The following is a 14,769-nucleotide window of genomic DNA, read 5'->3' as shown; positions in this document are numbered from 1 at the left end:
GGAGACCCACCCCATGACCGTCACCGTCGACGCCCCGTCCTTCACCGACCGGTTCACCCCGGCAGCGCGCGCGGCGCTCCGTCCGCGCACGTGGCGACCCGCGCCTCCCGTCAGCGACCGCCCGGCGTGGGCGCACGTCGCGGACGCCGACCGGGAGGCCCTGCTTACGGTCGCGCACGACCGTCGCGCCGCCGCGGCGGTCACCTTCCCGACCCTCGCCCTGTGGGCGACGTACAGTCGCGACGGGAACCGCCAGCCGTACGAGCGGGCCCAGCGGAACCTGCTCGAGTCCGCCGCGACCGCGGCCCTGGCTCTCGGCGTGACCGGCGACGCCGAGTGGGCGGACGTGCTCGGCGACCAGGTCTGGCGGATCCTGGAGCTGCGCGCCTGGTGCCTGCCATCGCACTACGCGCTGCCCGAGGACGGCAGCCAGCCGTTCCTGCCCCTGCCCGGTCGGGACGTGCTCGACCTGTCGGACGCCTACGTCGGCGGCATGCTCGCGGCGATCGACGCGATCGCGGGGGAGCGCCTCGAGCAGGACCGCCCCGGCATCCGCGCGCACGTCCACCACGAGATCCGCCGCCGCGTGCTCGACCCGTGGGAGCAGGAGGTGTACTTCTGGCACGGGGTGGACGGGCCGCCGAACAACTGGGCGCCGTGGATCGTGTCGAACGTGCTCGTGTGCGCCGCCGTGGTCGAGCCCGACCGCGATCGCCTCGCCGCGACGATCGACCGCGCGCTCGTGATCCTCGACCGGTTCCGCGCCGGCTACGACGCCGACGGCAGCTGCGACGAGGGTGCCACGTACTGGTGGTGGGCCGGCGCGACCCTGTTCGAGGCCCTGGACCTGGTCGAGGAGCTCACCGGTGGCGCGTTCGACGGCTTCTCGGTCGAGCCGGTCGCCGCGATGGCCCGGTTCCCGATGGGCATGCAGATCGGTGCCGCGACGCAGGTCAACCACTCCGACGGCTCCCCGGCGCTGGCCGAGAACGCGAACTGGAACCTGCTCGCCCGCTTCGGGGAGCGCGTCGACGACGACCGGGTCGTGCGGCACGCCCGGTGGATGGGCCGGCAGCACGCGTTGCGGTTCGACGGGCAGCTCGCCGCGCTGTTCCGTCGGACGCTCGCCGAACTGCGGGACCCCTCGTGGACCGACGGCCCGGCCGAGCCCGGGATGCCCGCGTCGCTGTGGCTGCCCGGCACCGAGGTCGCCGTCGCCCGTGCCCACGACGGCGCGACGGACGGGTTCGTCCTCGCGGTGAAGGGCGGGCACAACGACGTCAGCCACAACCACAACGACGCCGGCGGGGTGATCGTCTCGCTCGACGGCGAACCGGTGCTCATCGACGTCGGGGTGGGCGTGTACCGCCGCGAGACGTTCATGCCGGAGCACCGCTACGGCATCTGGACGATGCGGAGTGCCTGGCACACCGTCCCGCTGCCGAACGGCGTCGAACAACACGAGGGTGCCGCGTTCCGCGCGACCGACACCGTGTTCGAGGACGACGGCGACGTCGCGTCGTGGTCCGCCGACCTGACCGCCGCGTACCCGGCGACCGGCGGACTGCGATCGCTCCACCGCACCGCGACGCTCGACCGGGCGGTGTCCCGTGACCGCGCCGCCGCACGCGTGGTCGTCCGCGACACCTGGACGTTCGCGGAGCCCGGCACGATGACCCTGGTGCTCATGACCCGCGACGAACCCGTGCCCGTCGACGGCGGGCTGCGCGTCGGCCCCGCCCACCTGTCCGTCGACATCGATCGGTTCGCGGTGCACGTCGAGCGGCGGGACGTCGACGACGCGAAGCTCGAGCGGGTCTGGGGCCCGGCGGTGCACCGTGTGCGGCTCGTCGCGCGGCACGCGTCCACCGACGGCGAGCACGCGCTCACCGTGACCCGGGCGACACCGTGAGCGCGGTCCTGCTCGGCGGCTCCGGACGCTGGACCGACCCGTGGCACCCCTTCGCCGAGACGAACGCGGCGGTCACGGCGCTCGCTGCGTCGGCAGGCGTCGAGCTCGAGCAACCGGAGGACGTCGACACCGCCCTGGCCGCCTGCGCGACCGGACCCCTGCCGGCGCTCGTCGTCGTCGACGTCGGGCTGCCCCGGGACGACCGCCCCGTCCCGCTCAGCGACGCCCGGGCCGGCTTCCACCGCCTGCTCGCGAGCGACGTGCCGCTGCTCGTGCTGCACGTCGCCGCGACGTCGTTCGCCGACGACCCGCACTGGGAGCGTGCCCTCGGCGGGGTGTGGGAGCGCGGCACGACGATGCACCCGCCGTTCGGGCCCGCGGCCGTCCGGGTGGTCGACGCGGCGCACCCGATCACCGCCGGCCTGCCGGACTTCACGGTGGAGGACGAGCGGTACACGCACCTGCGGGTCTCGCCCTCGGTGCGGGTCCTGCTCGACCACGAGCACGAGGAGGAGCGGCACCCGCTCGCCTGGGTGCACGAACGACCCGGCGGCGGCACCACCGTCTACGACGCGCTCGGCCACTCCGCCGCGTCGTTCGCGTCACCGGAGCACCGCGCGTTCCTGACGCGCGCCCTCGCGTTCCTCCTGTGCTGACGTTCCACTTGCGCTGACGGGGTGGGGGTGACCGCCTGGAGGCCCGGTGCCGGTCTCGTGGACCGGCACCGGGCCTCCAGGCAGTCGCGTCTCAGGCGATGGTGACGTCGCCGACGACCAGCCAGCCCGCCTGCTGCGTGCCCTGCGCACCGAGCTCGATGCCGGGGGCGTTGCCGGCGGTGGTGTCGACGATCGCGATGCCCCACCGGTACGCGCCAGCCGCGACGCCGGCCAGCGACGGACGGAACGCGTACGACGTCGGCGACCCCTTCAACCACGTCGACGGGTCGGACGCGCTGTCCACGAACGTCTTCGCGACGCTGCCGTCCGCACGGAGCAACGCGACGGCCGCCTTGTACTTGCCGTTCCACACCGGCAGGTTGTCGGGCAGGTAGCCCCAACCGGTGTTCGTCCACTCGTGCGTGACGTCGACCGTCGCGCCGGCGGACGCCGAACCGGGCACGACCACGCGCGACGGGTGCAGGCGGTAGCCGCCCTCGGCGTCGAACCGCTGCGTCAACGGGGAGGTCTGCGCCGCGAACCACGACAGGGCCTCGCCGTTCCGCAGGTCCATCATGTTCACGTGCGCCTCGACCGAGTCGTCGAACTCGCCCTGACGGACGTCGGCGGTCGTCACGTACCCGCGCGGGTCCTGCGTGACGTCGTGCTGGGCGGTGACCCACCCGCCCTCCATGATGATCGGCCGTTTGTACCGCCACTTCGCGGCCATCGACTTCTCCCAGTCCGCGTAGTACGTGGTCATGCCGAAGGCGTCGTGGCGCAGGACGTAGCCCTTCTCGTACGCACCGTCGAGCATCCGCTCGCTCTCGGGGTCCGGGGTGCCCCAGTCCTTCGGGCCCCCGATCATCCGGTGGTAGTTCAACGCCAGCGGCACCCGGGTGAAGTGCTCCTGGTACAGGTCGATGATCCAGTCGAACACCGGCTCGCGGTTCGCCGCGTCCTGGTACAGCATCGAGTGGCCCTCACCCCACTTGCCGAGCCCGTACCCGTCGATGAAGTCCGTCGTGGCCGGGTCGTCGTACTGCTTGCCGAAGGCCGCGACGAACGCGGCGTACTTCGCCTGGAACACCGGGTCGTCCGGGTACGGACTCCACACGGTCTTGCTGCCGGTCTGCGTCTCGTACCCGGCGGCCCCGGCGGCACGCACCCACGCGGGCGTGAAGTCTGACGACTTGTCGCGACTGTCCACCACGACGCGGAAGGCCAGCCGCAGCCCACGGCGACGGGCCTCGGCGAGGATGCCCGCGAACGCCGCGTTCGTGTCCCAGCCGTACACGCCCTCGGACGGCTCGAGGATCGTCCACGAGACCCGCATGTACATGACCGAGGCGTGGTCGGACACCGTGACCGTGGTGCCGTCGGGCAGTGGGACGTCGTCGTACTGCGTCCAGTAGTTCGCGGGCGGTGCCGACGAGCCGTACAGCGCCCAGCCGTTGAGCGGGTTCCGCAGGACCGTGGTGGTGTCGGCGGCGAACTCCCGCTCGACCGCGGCGGCGAGGTGCGGGCGACCGGGGTGGCCGGGGCCGGGGCCGGCGCGGCCGTGGGCGCTCGCCGGTGTGCTGCCGAGCACCCCGCTCGCTGCCGATGCGGTGGCGACGATGCCGAGTCCGAGTGCCGTGCGCCTGGTGATGTCGTGCGACTTGCTCATGCGTTCTCCCCTTCGAGAAGCGATCGGTGCAGGTCGATCGTCCCGGCGTCCCGCTCAGTGGGCAAGGAGTCCCGCCCAGTCGAACAGGAGTCGCACACCCCTCGCGACGCCGAACGACACGCACGATGTCGTACGACGTCGACGATGTCGTCGGTGCGCGCGTGCAACTGTTGCGGGCGACGTGGAACGACACTCCCGATGTCGTACGACGTCGATGTTGTCGTTCCGAGTCAGAGCCGCCCGCCCCGCCCGCCCCGCCCCGCCGCTACGGCAGCGTCGGCGCAGCCTCCACCAGCGCCCGCGTCACCGGGTGCTCCGGCGCATCGAGCAGCGACACCGGCCCGTGCTCCACGATGCGCCCGGCCGACATCACCGCGACGGTGTCGCACAGCCGCTGGACAACACCGATGTCGTGCGACACCAGCACCAGGGTCAGCCCGAGGTCGTCGGCGAGCGAGCGGAACAGCTCGATGACCCGTGCCCGAACCACCACGTCGAGGGCGCTCATCGGCTCGTCGCCGAACAGGATCCGCGGCCCGTGCACCACGGCCCGGGCGATCGCGATGCGCTGCCGCTGCCCACCGGAGAACTCGTGCGGGTACCGGTCGACGACCTCTGCCGGCAGGTCGACCCGTTCCAGCACGTCGCGCACCAGCGCCCGGTGGTCCCCGTCGATCCGCAGTGCCCGCAGCGGTTCGCCGACGATCGCGCCGACGCGCATCCGCGGGTCGAGGGACGCGTACGGGTCTTGGAACACCACCCCGGTCTCGCGACGGAACCAGCGCATCGCGGCCGCGGACCCGGACGCCACCACCGGACGACCGGAGGCGGTCACGGAACCCGCGGAAGGTGCCTCCAGGCCGGCGAGCAGCCGGACCAGGGTGGACTTGCCGGACCCCGATTCGCCGACGATCCCGAGCCGCTGGCCGGGGGCGACCGTCAGGTCGACGCCGTCGACGGCGGTGCGGACGGGGCCCGGTTCGAAGGGCCCGCGGCGAGGGAGCCGGTAGGCGCGGTGCAGCCCGACCCCGTCGAGGACGGCGGTCATGCGGAGCCTCCGGACGGACGGGCACGACGGGCGGTGGCGCGCGCGGCATCGACGAGCGCGACGGTCGCGGGGTGCTGCGGCGCGGCGAGCAGCGACGCCACCGAGCCCTGCTCGACGACCCGTCCGCCGTCGAGCACGACGGCGGTGTCGGCGATCCGCGCGAGCACGGCGAGGTCGTGCGTGACGAAGACCATGCCCGCGGGTAGCCCTTCGAAGAGATCCAGGATCCGCGCCTCGGTCGTGACGTCGAGCGCCGTGGTCGGCTCGTCGGCCACGAGGTACGCGGGCTGCCCGGCCATCGCCATCGCGATGCAGATCCGCTGACGCTGCCCGCCGGACAGCTGGTGCGGGTACTGCCGCAGCAGCGACTCCGGGTCCGGCAGTCCGACGTCCGCCGCCAGGGTGGTCGCGGCGGCGCGTGCCGCCCGCCGGTCGAGTCCGCGGTGCAGGCGCAGCGGCTCCGCGATCTGCGCGCCGACGCGGCGCAGCGGGTCGAGGGCGGTGCCGGGCTCCTGGAACACCATGCCGATGCCGGAGCCGCGGTGCTCTGCGCGCTCCCGATCGGGCAGGCCGACGAGTTCCGTGCCGTCCAGGCGGATGCTGCCGGTGACGGTCGCGCCGGCGGGCTCCAGGCCCATCAGGGCGAGCGAGGTCATGGACTTGCCGGATCCGGATGCGCCGATCACGCCCACGCGCTCGCCGGGAGGCACGGTGAACGTCACGTCGTCGAGGATCGTCCGCCCCGCGATGCGGACGGAGAGCCCCACCACCGCGAGCCCGTCGGTGTCGGTGTCGGTGTCGGTGTCGCTGTGGCTGTGGCTGTGGCTGCGGTCGGTCATGCGGTCACCCCCGGGGTGGTCGTGGCCGGGTCGGTGCGACGGTCGCCGCCCGCTGCGCGGTCGTTCGTCGTCAACCGCGGGTCGGTGGCGTCGCGGATCGCGTCACCGAGCAGGGAGAGCGCGGCGACGACCAGCGCGATCGCGGCTCCCGGCCAGGTGGCGCTCCACGGGTGCACGCCGATGTAGGTCTGCAGGTCGGAGAGCAGGTTGCCCCACGACGCCGTGTCCGACCCGGCGCCGTAGCCCAGGTACGACAGACCGGCCTCGGCGAGGACCGCGGTGGCCATCGCGAGCGAGAGCTGCACGGTGAACAGCGGCGCGGCGTTCGGCACCAGGTGGCGGAACAGCACCCCGACACCACCGACACCCGAGGCCCGGGCCGCGGTGACGTAGTCGCTCCGGGCGATGCGCCGGATCTCGCCGCGGGCGACCCGGGCGATCGTGACCCCGAAGGACAGTCCGACGCTCACGATGACGACCCCGAGCGACCCGCCGAACACCGCGGTCAGCAGCATCGCGGTCAGCAGGGTCGGGAACGCCACCAGGATGTCGAGCAGGACGGCCGTGCCCTCGCGCACCCAGCGTGCGGTGAGCGACCCGATCGCGGTCAGGACGATGCCGACGACGCTCGCGATCACCCCGGCCCCGACGGCGACGAGCACGGTGGTGCGGGTGCCGGCGAGCAGGTAGCTCGCGATGTCGCGGCCGGCGGCGTCGGTGCCGAACCAGTGCGCGGCGCTCGGGCCCTCCCACTGGTGGAACGGATCGGCGCGGAACGGGTCCTGCGGCGTCCACACGAGCGACACCGCGGCGAGCACCACGAGCAGGCCGAGCACGACGACGGCGAAGACCCCGGTGGGGCGGGAGAACAGGCGGCGGATCATCCGGACACCTCGCGTTGGCGTGGGTCGAGGGCGCGGTGCACGACGTCGACGGCGAAGCCGACCAGCAGCACGAGCCCGGTGAGCACGAGCAGCTCGGACTGCACCTTGGTGACGTCGCGGCGACCGACGTCGGTCACGAGCATGCGCCCGACCCCGGGCAGCGAGAACAGCTGCTCGACGACGACGGCCCCGACCAGCAGCCCGGCGATCTGCACCCCGAGCACGGCGAGCACGGTGAGGGCGACCGAGGGCAGCCCGTGCCGGAGCAACGCCTGCGTGCGCGTCAGCCCGATCGCGGCCGCGGTGCGGACGTGGTCGGCGTCGAGCACCGACAGCGTCGCGGAGCGGGTGAAGCGCAGGATGACGGCGCCCTCGACCGCGCCGATGGTCAGGGCGGGCAGCACGAGCGACGCGAACGCACGCCCCGGCTCGGACCAGCCGTCGAGGGGGAAGCCCTGCGTCGGCAGCCAGTGCAGCGTGACGGCGAACAGCGCGACGAGCAGCATGCCGGCCCAGACGACCGGGATCGCGGCGACGGCCTGCGCCACGAACCCGATGACGGCGCCGCCCGGTCGGCGGCGGAGCACCGCGGCGACGACCCCGAGGGGGACGCCGACCACGAGCGCGGTGAGGAGTGACATGCCCGCGAGCGGCAGCGTGATCGCCAGCTTCTGCGCGATCTCCGGCGCGACCTGCCCGTTGGTCACCAGGGACCGGCCGAGATCGCCGCGGAACACCCCGCCGATCCAGTCGAGGTACTGCACCACGACGGGCCGGTCGAGGCCGAGCTGCTGCCGGAGCTGCTCGACCTGCGCCGGGGTCGACTGGGTGCCGGCGACGACCTGTGCGACGTCGCCGGGCAGCACCCGCAGGGTCGCGAAGATGATGACGCTCGCGACGAGCAGCCCGACGACGAACAGCAGCAGCCTGCCGACCAGGAACCGGGTCACGTGCTCGGAGCTCCGGGCGCGGGTCGTCTCACTTGACGGCGAGCTTCGACAGGTCGAGTCGTGAGTTGCCGCCGTCGACCGGGAAGCCCGTCACGCCGGAGCGCACCGCGGTGATCTCGGTGGCCGTGTAGAGCCACTCGCCGGCGGCGTCCTCGCTCACGATCTTCGCTGCCTTCCGCAGGGCGTCGACCTTGGCGTCCTCGTCGGTGGCCGCGATCGACTCGGCGTACAGCGACTGCACCTCGGCGTTGTCGTACCCGAAGTAGTAGTCGGGGTTCGCCCAGTTGCCGAAGTCGCGGGCCTCGACGTGGTCCACCATCGACAGGTCGAAGTCGCGCTCACCCGACTTCGGCGCCTGGAACACCGTCGACAGCCAGGTGGCGAAGTCGACACGCTTGACGGTCAGGGTGATCCCGACGTCGGCGAGCTGCGACTTGAGCACGTCGCCGATGGTCGCCGGGTAGATGTTCGCGTACGTCAGCGTGAGCTTGAGGTTCTCCTGACCGGCGGCGGCGAGGAGCTGCTTCGCGTTGTCGGGGTCGTACGCGTCGATGTCGGTCAGGTCCTCGTACCCGGGGTCGAGCTCCGGGATCGGGCCGCCCTGCTCGACGCCCGTGCCACCGATGGCCTTGATGAGGGCCTTCGGGTCGATCGCCTGCCGGATCGCCTGGCGCACCTTCTTGTCGGTGAACGGCGCCTTCTGGTCGTTGAACGCGAGCGTGTACTTGTCGGTCGTCTTGCCGGAGTGCAGCGCGATGTCCGAGTTGCCGTCGAGCTGGCTCTTGAGCGTTCCGTCGACCGGGTTGAGGACGTCGAGGTCGCCGTTCGCCATGGCGTTGACGGCCGTCGACGGGTCGGTGATGTACCGGAAGACGATCTTCGCGACCTTCGCCTTCGTGCCCCAGTAGTCGTCGTTGCGGTCGAAGGTGAGTGAGTCGCCCTGCTTCCAGCTCGCGACCTCGTACGGGCCGGTGCCGTTCGCGGTGTCCGACAGGTCGTTCGTCGCGGCCTTCTCGAGCACCAGGCCGGAGCGGCCGGTCAGGTTCCAGAGCAGGTCCGAGTCGGGCTTCGCCAGCTTGAGCTCGACCACACCGGTCGACGGGGACGTGATCGAGGTGACGCCCGCGAGCTTGGCGGAGTCGACGTAGGTCTCGTTCGACTTGACCTGCTCCAGCGACCACACGACGTCGGCCGCGGTGACGTCCTTGCCGTCCTGGAAGGTGATGCCGTCGCGCAGCGTGAACGTGTACGTCAGGCCGTCGTCGGAGACCTCGTGCTCGGAGGCCAGCACGTCGCGGATGTCGCCGTCGGCGGTCCGGCCGACGAGCCCCTGGTACACGTTGTCGATGAGCACCTGGTCGAGCGCTGCACCGGACTGCGTGCGGATGTCGAGGCTGGTCGGTTCGAGCACCAGGCCGACGCGGACGGTGGCGTCGGCGCCGCCGTCCTCGTTCGACGAGCCGGAGCAGCCGGTCAGCGCGAGGGCGGAGACGACGGCGACCGCGGTGGCGGCGAGGGCAGCACGTCCGAGGCGCGTGGTGCGCGCAGCCCGGGCGGTACGGCGGGACAGGAGCGGACTCATGGGGTGTGGGTTCCTTCCGGACGCGAGGGCGATGGTCACAGCTCGCGCTCGCACGAGGTTACCGGGGGCCGGTACGGTCCCGCGACGGTTCATCGATCCGGTGCAACAATCCGTGACGTGCGGCCCATGCCCGGATCGCCGAAGCCAGTTCGAGGGGCGCCTGGTTCTGCACCGCGTGCCGTGCGGTGACCGTCACGATCTCGGCCTCTGGCAGCCGCTCGGCGAACGCGGCGTGCAGCTTCGGGGACACGTACCCGCGGTCGCCGCGGACGAGCAGGATCGGCACGCGCAGGGCCTCGAGGTCGGGCCACGCATCGGCGAAGCGCCCCACCGACGACGTGCGGCCGGCGGGCAGGTGCGGGAAGTGGTGGCGCCGCACGAGCGCTCCGTCGTCACCGAGCCGCGTGGTGTGGCGCGCCTCACGCAGCAGCACGTGCCGGTCGTCGCCGACGCGTGCCTCGATCGCCCGGTCGACGACCTGGTCCAGGGTGGCGAACGGCTCCTCGGCCTCGAGCGCCCGGGCGATCCGGTCGACCGCCCGCTGCGCGAAGTCCGGCGACATGTCGACGAGGACGAGCCCGGTCACCCGCTCCGGAGCCGTGGCCGCGAGTCGTGCCGACAGGATCGCGCCGAGCGAGTGCCCGACGACGATCCCCGGCGGCACCTCGAGCGCGTCGAGCGCGGCGAGCACGGTCGGCGCCGTCACGGACGCCCCGTAGTCGGCGTCGTCCCGCCACGACGACCGGCCGTGGCCGGGCAGGTCGAGGGCGACCGCCGGCTCGCCGACGGCGAGCGCGGTCTGGTCGAAGCTGTGGGCGTCGATGCCGAGCCCGTGCAGGTAGGTGATCCGGGCCTCCCGGTCGCCCCACCGGATGGCGGACGTCTCCTGCCCGTCATCGGTGCGGACCACCTGCCTGGAGGCGCGGAGCGGCTCCGTCACGCCGCTCGCGCGGGCGAGGGCGGCCAGGTCTGCGAATTCGTCGTCGGGGGCATCGGGCACGGAACCGATCTTCGCACCGTCTGCGGGGTCTGGAGACGTTAGGTAAGGCATGCCATACTCGGATCCGTGGCAACCCGGTACCGCGTCTTCTCCGTCCGTGTGGCAGCGGTCACGTCGCTCACCCCGCACTTCGTCCGGGTGACGCTGACGGGCGATGCCCTGGCGGACTTCTCCTCGGTCGGGCTCGACCAGCGGATCAAGGTCGTCCTGCCGCTCGACGGCGTGGGGTTCTCCGAACTGCCCGAGGACGACGACTGGTACGCCGCCTGGCGTGCGCTGCCGGACGCGGAACGCAACCCGCTGCGCACCTACACGGTCCGCTCGTTCCGGCCCGATGCCCGTGAGCTCGACATCGACTTCGTCGCACACGGTGACGCCGGACCCGCATCCCGGTGGGTGTCGTCCTGCCGGGTCGGCGACGAACTCCGGATCGTCGGACCCCGCGTGCCGGAGTCGCCCGAGGACCTGCCGACCGGTGCCGCCGAGTTCGCACCCGGGCACGCGAACCGCATCCTGCTCGCCGGTGACGAGACCGCCGCCCCTGCGATCTGCGCCATCCTCGAGGCGCTCGACGTCTCGACCGTCGGACACGTCTTCATCGAGGTGCCGACCGACGCCGACCGGCTGCCCGTGACCGCGCCCGCCGGGGTCGAGGTCCGCTGGATCGCCCGGAACGGTGCGACCCACGGCGTCCGCATGACCGACCAGGTGCACGCGTGGGCGTCGACGGTGGCCGTCGGTCCCGCCTGCGGCGACGCCGCGGAACTCACCGACGTCGACGTCGACGAGCAGGTCCTCTGGGACGTGCCGGCCACCGAGGAGTCGCGCCCCGTCTACGCCTGGATCGCGGGCGAGGCCGGCTGCGTCAAGGAGCTCCGACGGCACCTGGTGCGCGGGGTCGGCATCGACCGCAAGCAGGTCGCGTTCATGGGGTACTGGCGGCACGGCAAGGCCGAGAACTGAACGCCGCAGCCGGACTGACGACCAGCGTGGTCGGAGTCCCGACGACCGCGCTCGGCGTGCGTGGGCTGACGCTCGCGTACGACGACCGCATCGTGGTGGACGGGCTCGACGTGGACGTCCCCGACGGTGAACTGACCGTCATCGTCGGTCCGAACGCGTGCGGCAAGTCGACGCTGCTGAAGTCGTTCGCGCGCACCCTCAAGCCCCGAGCCGGCACGGTGTACCTCGACGGGGCGCCGATCGACTCCTACCGCCCGAAGGCCGTGGCCCGGCGGGTCGGCATGCTGCCCCAGACGCCGATCGCCCCGGACGGCATCATCGTGCGCGACCTCGTGTCCCGCGGGCGGTTCCCGCACCAGGACCTGCTGCACCCGTCGTCCGGGTCCGACCGGCGTGCCGTGCAGGCCGCCCTGGAGCAGACGTCGACGGTGGAGCTCGCGGACCGGAGCGTCGACGAGCTCTCCGGCGGGCAGCGGCAGCGCGTGTGGATCGCGATGGTCCTGGCGCAGGAGACCGACATCGTGCTGCTCGACGAGCCGACGACGTTCCTCGACATCGCCCACCAGTACGACGTGCTCGAGCTGGCCTCCGCCCTGCACGCCGCGGGTCGGACGGTCGTCGCGGTGCTGCACGACCTGAACCAGGCGGCGCGGTACGCCACCCACGTCATCGCGATGCGCAGCGGGTCGATCGTCGCTGCCGGGCCCCCGGCCGCGGTGCTGACGGCCGACCTCGTCGAGGACGTCTTCGGCCTGCCGTGCGTGGTCGTCCCCGACCCCGAGACCGGCACGCCCCTCATCGTCCCCCGTCGTCCCGCCGCCTGACCCGCCCGCCCCCGCGCCCCGAGGTTCCGAAATCTCGGCATCTCGCGCCACCTCCGGGCCGCCCGTGGAACCTCGGCGCAACGCACGCGGCATGTCGTGGAACCTCGCGGCGGCGGAGACGCATCGCTCCCCACCCACCCGTCCAGTCGCGAGTGCGCTCCACGTGCCGCCGAGCCGACTCCCCGAGGTTCCGAAATCTCGGCATCTCGCGCCGCATCCGGGCCGCCCGTGGAACCTCGGCGCAACGCACGCGGCATGTCGTGGAACCTCGGCGGCAGGGGTGGAGGGCGTCTGAGCGGCCGCGTGCCGTCGGCCACGGCCGGTGCGACCGACGGTCAGCGACCGCTCGGCGCCGCCCCGGCGGAGTGTCGCGACCGATCAGCGCTGCTCAGCCGGGCAGGTAGGCCGGACCACGGCGGACGGGAGGCCCGTGGCGGCCGCGATCCGTGCCTCCCGTCCGCCGTTCGGTCACGTCTCGTCGCCCGCCCGGCCCTCACCGGAGGTCACGCCGCGCCGCGCGTGCCGCGCTGCGCGGTCGCTGACCGTCGGATGCGGCCAGAGCCGCCGACGGTCTGCGACCACTCGGCGCCGGCCCGACGGGGTGTCGTGACCGATCGGCACGCGGCGGCGCAGCACAGGCGAAGAGCGCCGCGCACGGACACCCGTCAGCGGTAGCCGCCGTCCTCCAGCCCCGCCTCGACCTCGAAGCGGTTGCGGAGCGGGTCTCGGCCGGCGACGGCGTACAGCACGGGCATGAGCATGCCGTACCGCCGCCACTGCTCGACGTGCACCCGCTCGTGCCGCAGCACCCGGGGCCCGTCGTTGTCCCGGGTCAGGTACACCGAACCGACGCAGGTGCCACCACGACGGAACACCCACCGCGGCAGCCCCGAGCAGACGACGAGCCCGTCGACCACGCGGACGCGGCCGGTCGACAGCGGCACGCCGATCGCCAGGCCCACCGCCGTGGCGAACAGCCACCCCACCCGCGACACGGGGGAGTCGAGCAGCGCCCGGTGTGCCAGTCCGCGCATGCTCAGGCCGGGCGACCGTAGGTCTCGAGCAGACGGAGCCAGATCTCGTTCATCGTCGGGTAGGCCGGTACCGCGTGCCAGAGGCGGTCGACGGGTACCTCGCCGACGACGGCGATCGTCGCCGCGTGCAGCATCTCGGCGACGTCCTGGCCGACGAAGGTGACGCCCACGACGACCCCGCGGTCCTCGTCGACGACCATCTTGGCGCGGCCGGTGTAGCCGTCGGCCTGCAGCGCGGAACCCGCGACGCCGCCGAGGTCGTACTCCACGGCACGGACGTTCAGCCCCTGCTCGCGCGCGGCCTTCTCGGTCAGGCCGACGCTCGCGACCTCGGGGTCGGTGAACGTGACCTGGGGGACCGCGGCGTGGTCGGCGGTCGCGACGTGTGCGCCCCACGGTTCGGTGTGCAGCGGCGTGCCCTGGTGCCGGGCGGCGATCGCCTCGCCGGCAGCGCGGGCCTGGTACTTGCCCTGGTGGGTGAGGAGGGCGCGGTGGTTGGCGTCGCCGACGGCGTACAGCCAGTCGGTGCCGTGCACGAGCATCGTGTCGTCGACCTCGAGCCAGTCGCCGGCGGTGAGCCCGACGGACTCGAGGCCGAGGTCGGCGGTGTGCGGGGTGCGGCCGGTGGCGGCCAGCACCTCGCTCGTGATGACGGTGGTGTCGTCGTCGAGTGTGGTGGTGACGAGCCCGTGCTCGTCGCGGTCGACCCGCACGGGGTTCACGCCGGTGCGGACGTCGACGCCGAGCTCGCGGAGGGCATCGGTGACGAGTTCGCCGGCGAACGGCTCCATGCCGCCGAGTAGTCCGTGCCGGGCGACGAGGGTGACCTTCGCGCCGAGCGATGCCCAGGCGGTGGCGAGCTCGGAGCCGGCGACACCGCCGCCGATCACGAGCAGGCTCTCCGGCACCTGCTGGGCGCTGGTGCCCTCGCGGGTGCCCCACGGCTTCGCCTCGGCGAGTCCCGGCACGTCGGGCAGCGCGTGCAGCGAGCCGGTCACGACGGCGACGGCGGCGCGGGCGGTGTGCGTCTCGCCGCCGACCTCGATGGTCTTCTCGCCGGTGATGCGGGCGTGGCCGCGGATCAGGGCGATGTCGGCGGACTCGAGCCAGGAGACCTGACCGTCGTCCTTCCAGTCCGAGGTGAACGAGTTGCGGCGGGCGAGCACGTGGGCGGCGTCGAGCTCGCCGGTGACTGCCTGCTTCGCGCCGTCGAGCCGTTTGGCCGCTGCCAGGGCGTGGCCGCTGCGCAGCAGTGCCTTCGACGGCATGCACGCCCAGTAGGAGCACTCGCCGCCGACCAGTTCGGACTCCACGATCGCGACCGCCAGGCCGCGCTTGTGGGCGTAGTCCGCCACGTTCTCGCCGACTGCGCCGGCGCCGATCACGATGAGGTCGTAGTCCGTCATGA

At 72.9% G+C, this 14,769-nt stretch carries 13 protein-coding genes; 4 read left to right on the top strand and 9 right to left on the bottom strand.

Going from position 1 to position 14,769, the window contains the following annotated elements:
- The first annotated feature begins 13 nt into the window (after nt 1-13).
- Complete coding sequence (locus tag ACIPV1_RS04410) at nt 14-1,912, top strand: hypothetical protein (protein WP_402725811.1); 1,899 nt, start codon at nt 14-16, stop codon at nt 1,910-1,912.
- Nucleotides 1,909-2,568 carry a ThuA domain-containing protein gene (locus ACIPV1_RS04405; RefSeq protein WP_185094177.1) on the top strand — a complete coding sequence of 220 codons (660 nt, stop codon included), beginning with the start codon at nt 1,909-1,911 and terminating at the stop codon, nt 2,566-2,568. The genes ACIPV1_RS04410 and ACIPV1_RS04405 overlap by 4 nt, the downstream gene beginning before the upstream one ends.
- Before the next feature lie 91 nt (nt 2,569-2,659).
- Here ACIPV1_RS04405 and ACIPV1_RS04400 read toward each other — a convergent pair whose 3' ends face one another.
- The 7 genes from ACIPV1_RS04400 to ACIPV1_RS04370 all read right to left on the bottom strand — a co-directional run bounded on the left by ACIPV1_RS04400 (nt 2,660) and on the right by ACIPV1_RS04370 (nt 10,540).
- A complete protein-coding gene (locus tag ACIPV1_RS04400) occupies nt 2,660-4,237 on the bottom strand; it encodes a DUF4832 domain-containing protein (RefSeq protein ID WP_402725810.1) in 1,578 nt (525 codons plus the stop codon).
- 265 nt (nt 4,238-4,502) lie between these two features.
- Entirely contained in the window at nt 4,503-5,285 is a 783-nt protein-coding gene (locus ACIPV1_RS04395; RefSeq protein ID WP_402725809.1) for an ABC transporter ATP-binding protein, read from the bottom strand.
- Nucleotides 5,282-6,124, bottom strand: coding sequence for an ABC transporter ATP-binding protein (locus ACIPV1_RS04390; RefSeq protein ID WP_402725808.1), 843 nt, complete (start codon nt 6,122-6,124; stop codon nt 5,282-5,284). Before ACIPV1_RS04390 ends, ACIPV1_RS04395 begins: the two co-directional genes overlap by 4 nt.
- Nucleotides 6,121-7,008 carry an ABC transporter permease gene (locus ACIPV1_RS04385; protein ID WP_402725807.1) on the bottom strand — a complete coding sequence of 296 codons (888 nt, stop codon included), beginning with the start codon at nt 7,006-7,008 and terminating at the stop codon, nt 6,121-6,123. The genes ACIPV1_RS04390 and ACIPV1_RS04385 overlap by 4 nt, the downstream gene beginning before the upstream one ends.
- Entirely contained in the window at nt 7,005-7,958 is a 954-nt protein-coding gene (locus tag ACIPV1_RS04380) for an ABC transporter permease (protein ID WP_402725806.1), read from the bottom strand. Before ACIPV1_RS04380 ends, ACIPV1_RS04385 begins: the two co-directional genes overlap by 4 nt.
- Nucleotides 7,959-7,986: 28 nt before the next feature.
- The gene (locus tag ACIPV1_RS04375) at nt 7,987-9,540 is read right to left on the bottom strand and encodes an ABC transporter substrate-binding protein (protein ID WP_131879706.1); all 1,554 of its coding nucleotides are present in this window, start codon (nt 9,538-9,540) and stop codon (nt 7,987-7,989) included.
- 58 nt (nt 9,541-9,598) lie between these two features.
- Nucleotides 9,599-10,540: an alpha/beta fold hydrolase gene (locus ACIPV1_RS04370; RefSeq protein WP_166673227.1), complete on the bottom strand. Its 942-nt coding sequence runs from the start codon at nt 10,538-10,540 to the stop codon at nt 9,599-9,601.
- A gap of 66 nt (nt 10,541-10,606) precedes the next feature.
- Between ACIPV1_RS04370 and ACIPV1_RS04365 the strand changes: the two genes are divergently transcribed.
- The gene (locus ACIPV1_RS04365; protein ID WP_402725805.1) at nt 10,607-11,503 is read left to right on the top strand and encodes a siderophore-interacting protein; all 897 of its coding nucleotides are present in this window, start codon (nt 10,607-10,609) and stop codon (nt 11,501-11,503) included.
- Nucleotides 11,504-11,529: 26 nt separating this feature from the next.
- On the top strand, nt 11,530-12,327 hold the full coding sequence (locus ACIPV1_RS04360) for an ABC transporter ATP-binding protein (protein ID WP_402725804.1): 798 nt from the start codon (nt 11,530-11,532) through the stop codon (nt 12,325-12,327).
- Nucleotides 12,328-12,992: 665 nt separating this feature from the next.
- Here the strand turns inward: ACIPV1_RS04360 and ACIPV1_RS04355 are convergent.
- Together ACIPV1_RS04355 and ACIPV1_RS04350 are read right to left on the bottom strand one after the other, a co-directional pair.
- Nucleotides 12,993-13,361 (bottom strand): Fe-S oxidoreductase, encoded by a 369-nt coding sequence (locus ACIPV1_RS04355; RefSeq protein ID WP_123937756.1) that lies wholly within the window; start codon nt 13,359-13,361, stop codon nt 12,993-12,995.
- A 2-nt stretch (nt 13,362-13,363) separates the two neighbouring features.
- Nucleotides 13,364-14,767, bottom strand: coding sequence for an NAD(P)/FAD-dependent oxidoreductase (locus tag ACIPV1_RS04350; RefSeq protein ID WP_123671673.1), 1,404 nt, complete (start codon nt 14,765-14,767; stop codon nt 13,364-13,366).
- Nucleotides 14,768-14,769: the final 2 nt, after the last annotated feature.

Source organism: Curtobacterium sp. NPDC089991, from assembly GCF_044748425.1.
Taxonomy (GTDB): domain Bacteria; phylum Actinomycetota; class Actinomycetes; order Actinomycetales; family Microbacteriaceae; genus Curtobacterium.
This window is presented reverse-complemented; position numbering and strand designations above follow the sequence as displayed.

What these genes read in the sequence shown, in the direction of transcription:
- ACIPV1_RS04410 (WP_402725811.1), top strand. Translation starts at nt 14, where the DNA reads ATGACCGTCACCGTCGACGCCCCGTCCTTCACCGACCGGTTCACCCCG.
- ACIPV1_RS04400 (WP_402725810.1), bottom strand. Translation starts at nt 4,237, where the DNA reads ATGAGCAAGTCGCACGACATCACCAGGCGCACGGCACTCGGACTCGGC.
- ACIPV1_RS04395 (WP_402725809.1), bottom strand. Translation starts at nt 5,285, where the DNA reads ATGACCGCCGTCCTCGACGGGGTCGGGCTGCACCGCGCCTACCGGCTC.
- ACIPV1_RS04390 (WP_402725808.1), bottom strand. Translation starts at nt 6,124, where the DNA reads ATGACCGACCGCAGCCACAGCCACAGCCACAGCGACACCGACACCGAC.
- ACIPV1_RS04385 (WP_402725807.1), bottom strand. Translation starts at nt 7,008, where the DNA reads ATGATCCGCCGCCTGTTCTCCCGCCCCACCGGGGTCTTCGCCGTCGTC.
- ACIPV1_RS04375 (WP_131879706.1), bottom strand. Translation starts at nt 9,540, where the DNA reads ATGAGTCCGCTCCTGTCCCGCCGTACCGCCCGGGCTGCGCGCACCACG.
- ACIPV1_RS04355 (WP_123937756.1), bottom strand. Translation starts at nt 13,361, where the DNA reads ATGCGCGGACTGGCACACCGGGCGCTGCTCGACTCCCCCGTGTCGCGG.
- ACIPV1_RS04350 (WP_123671673.1), bottom strand. Translation starts at nt 14,767, where the DNA reads ATGACGGACTACGACCTCATCGTGATCGGCGCCGGCGCAGTCGGCGAG.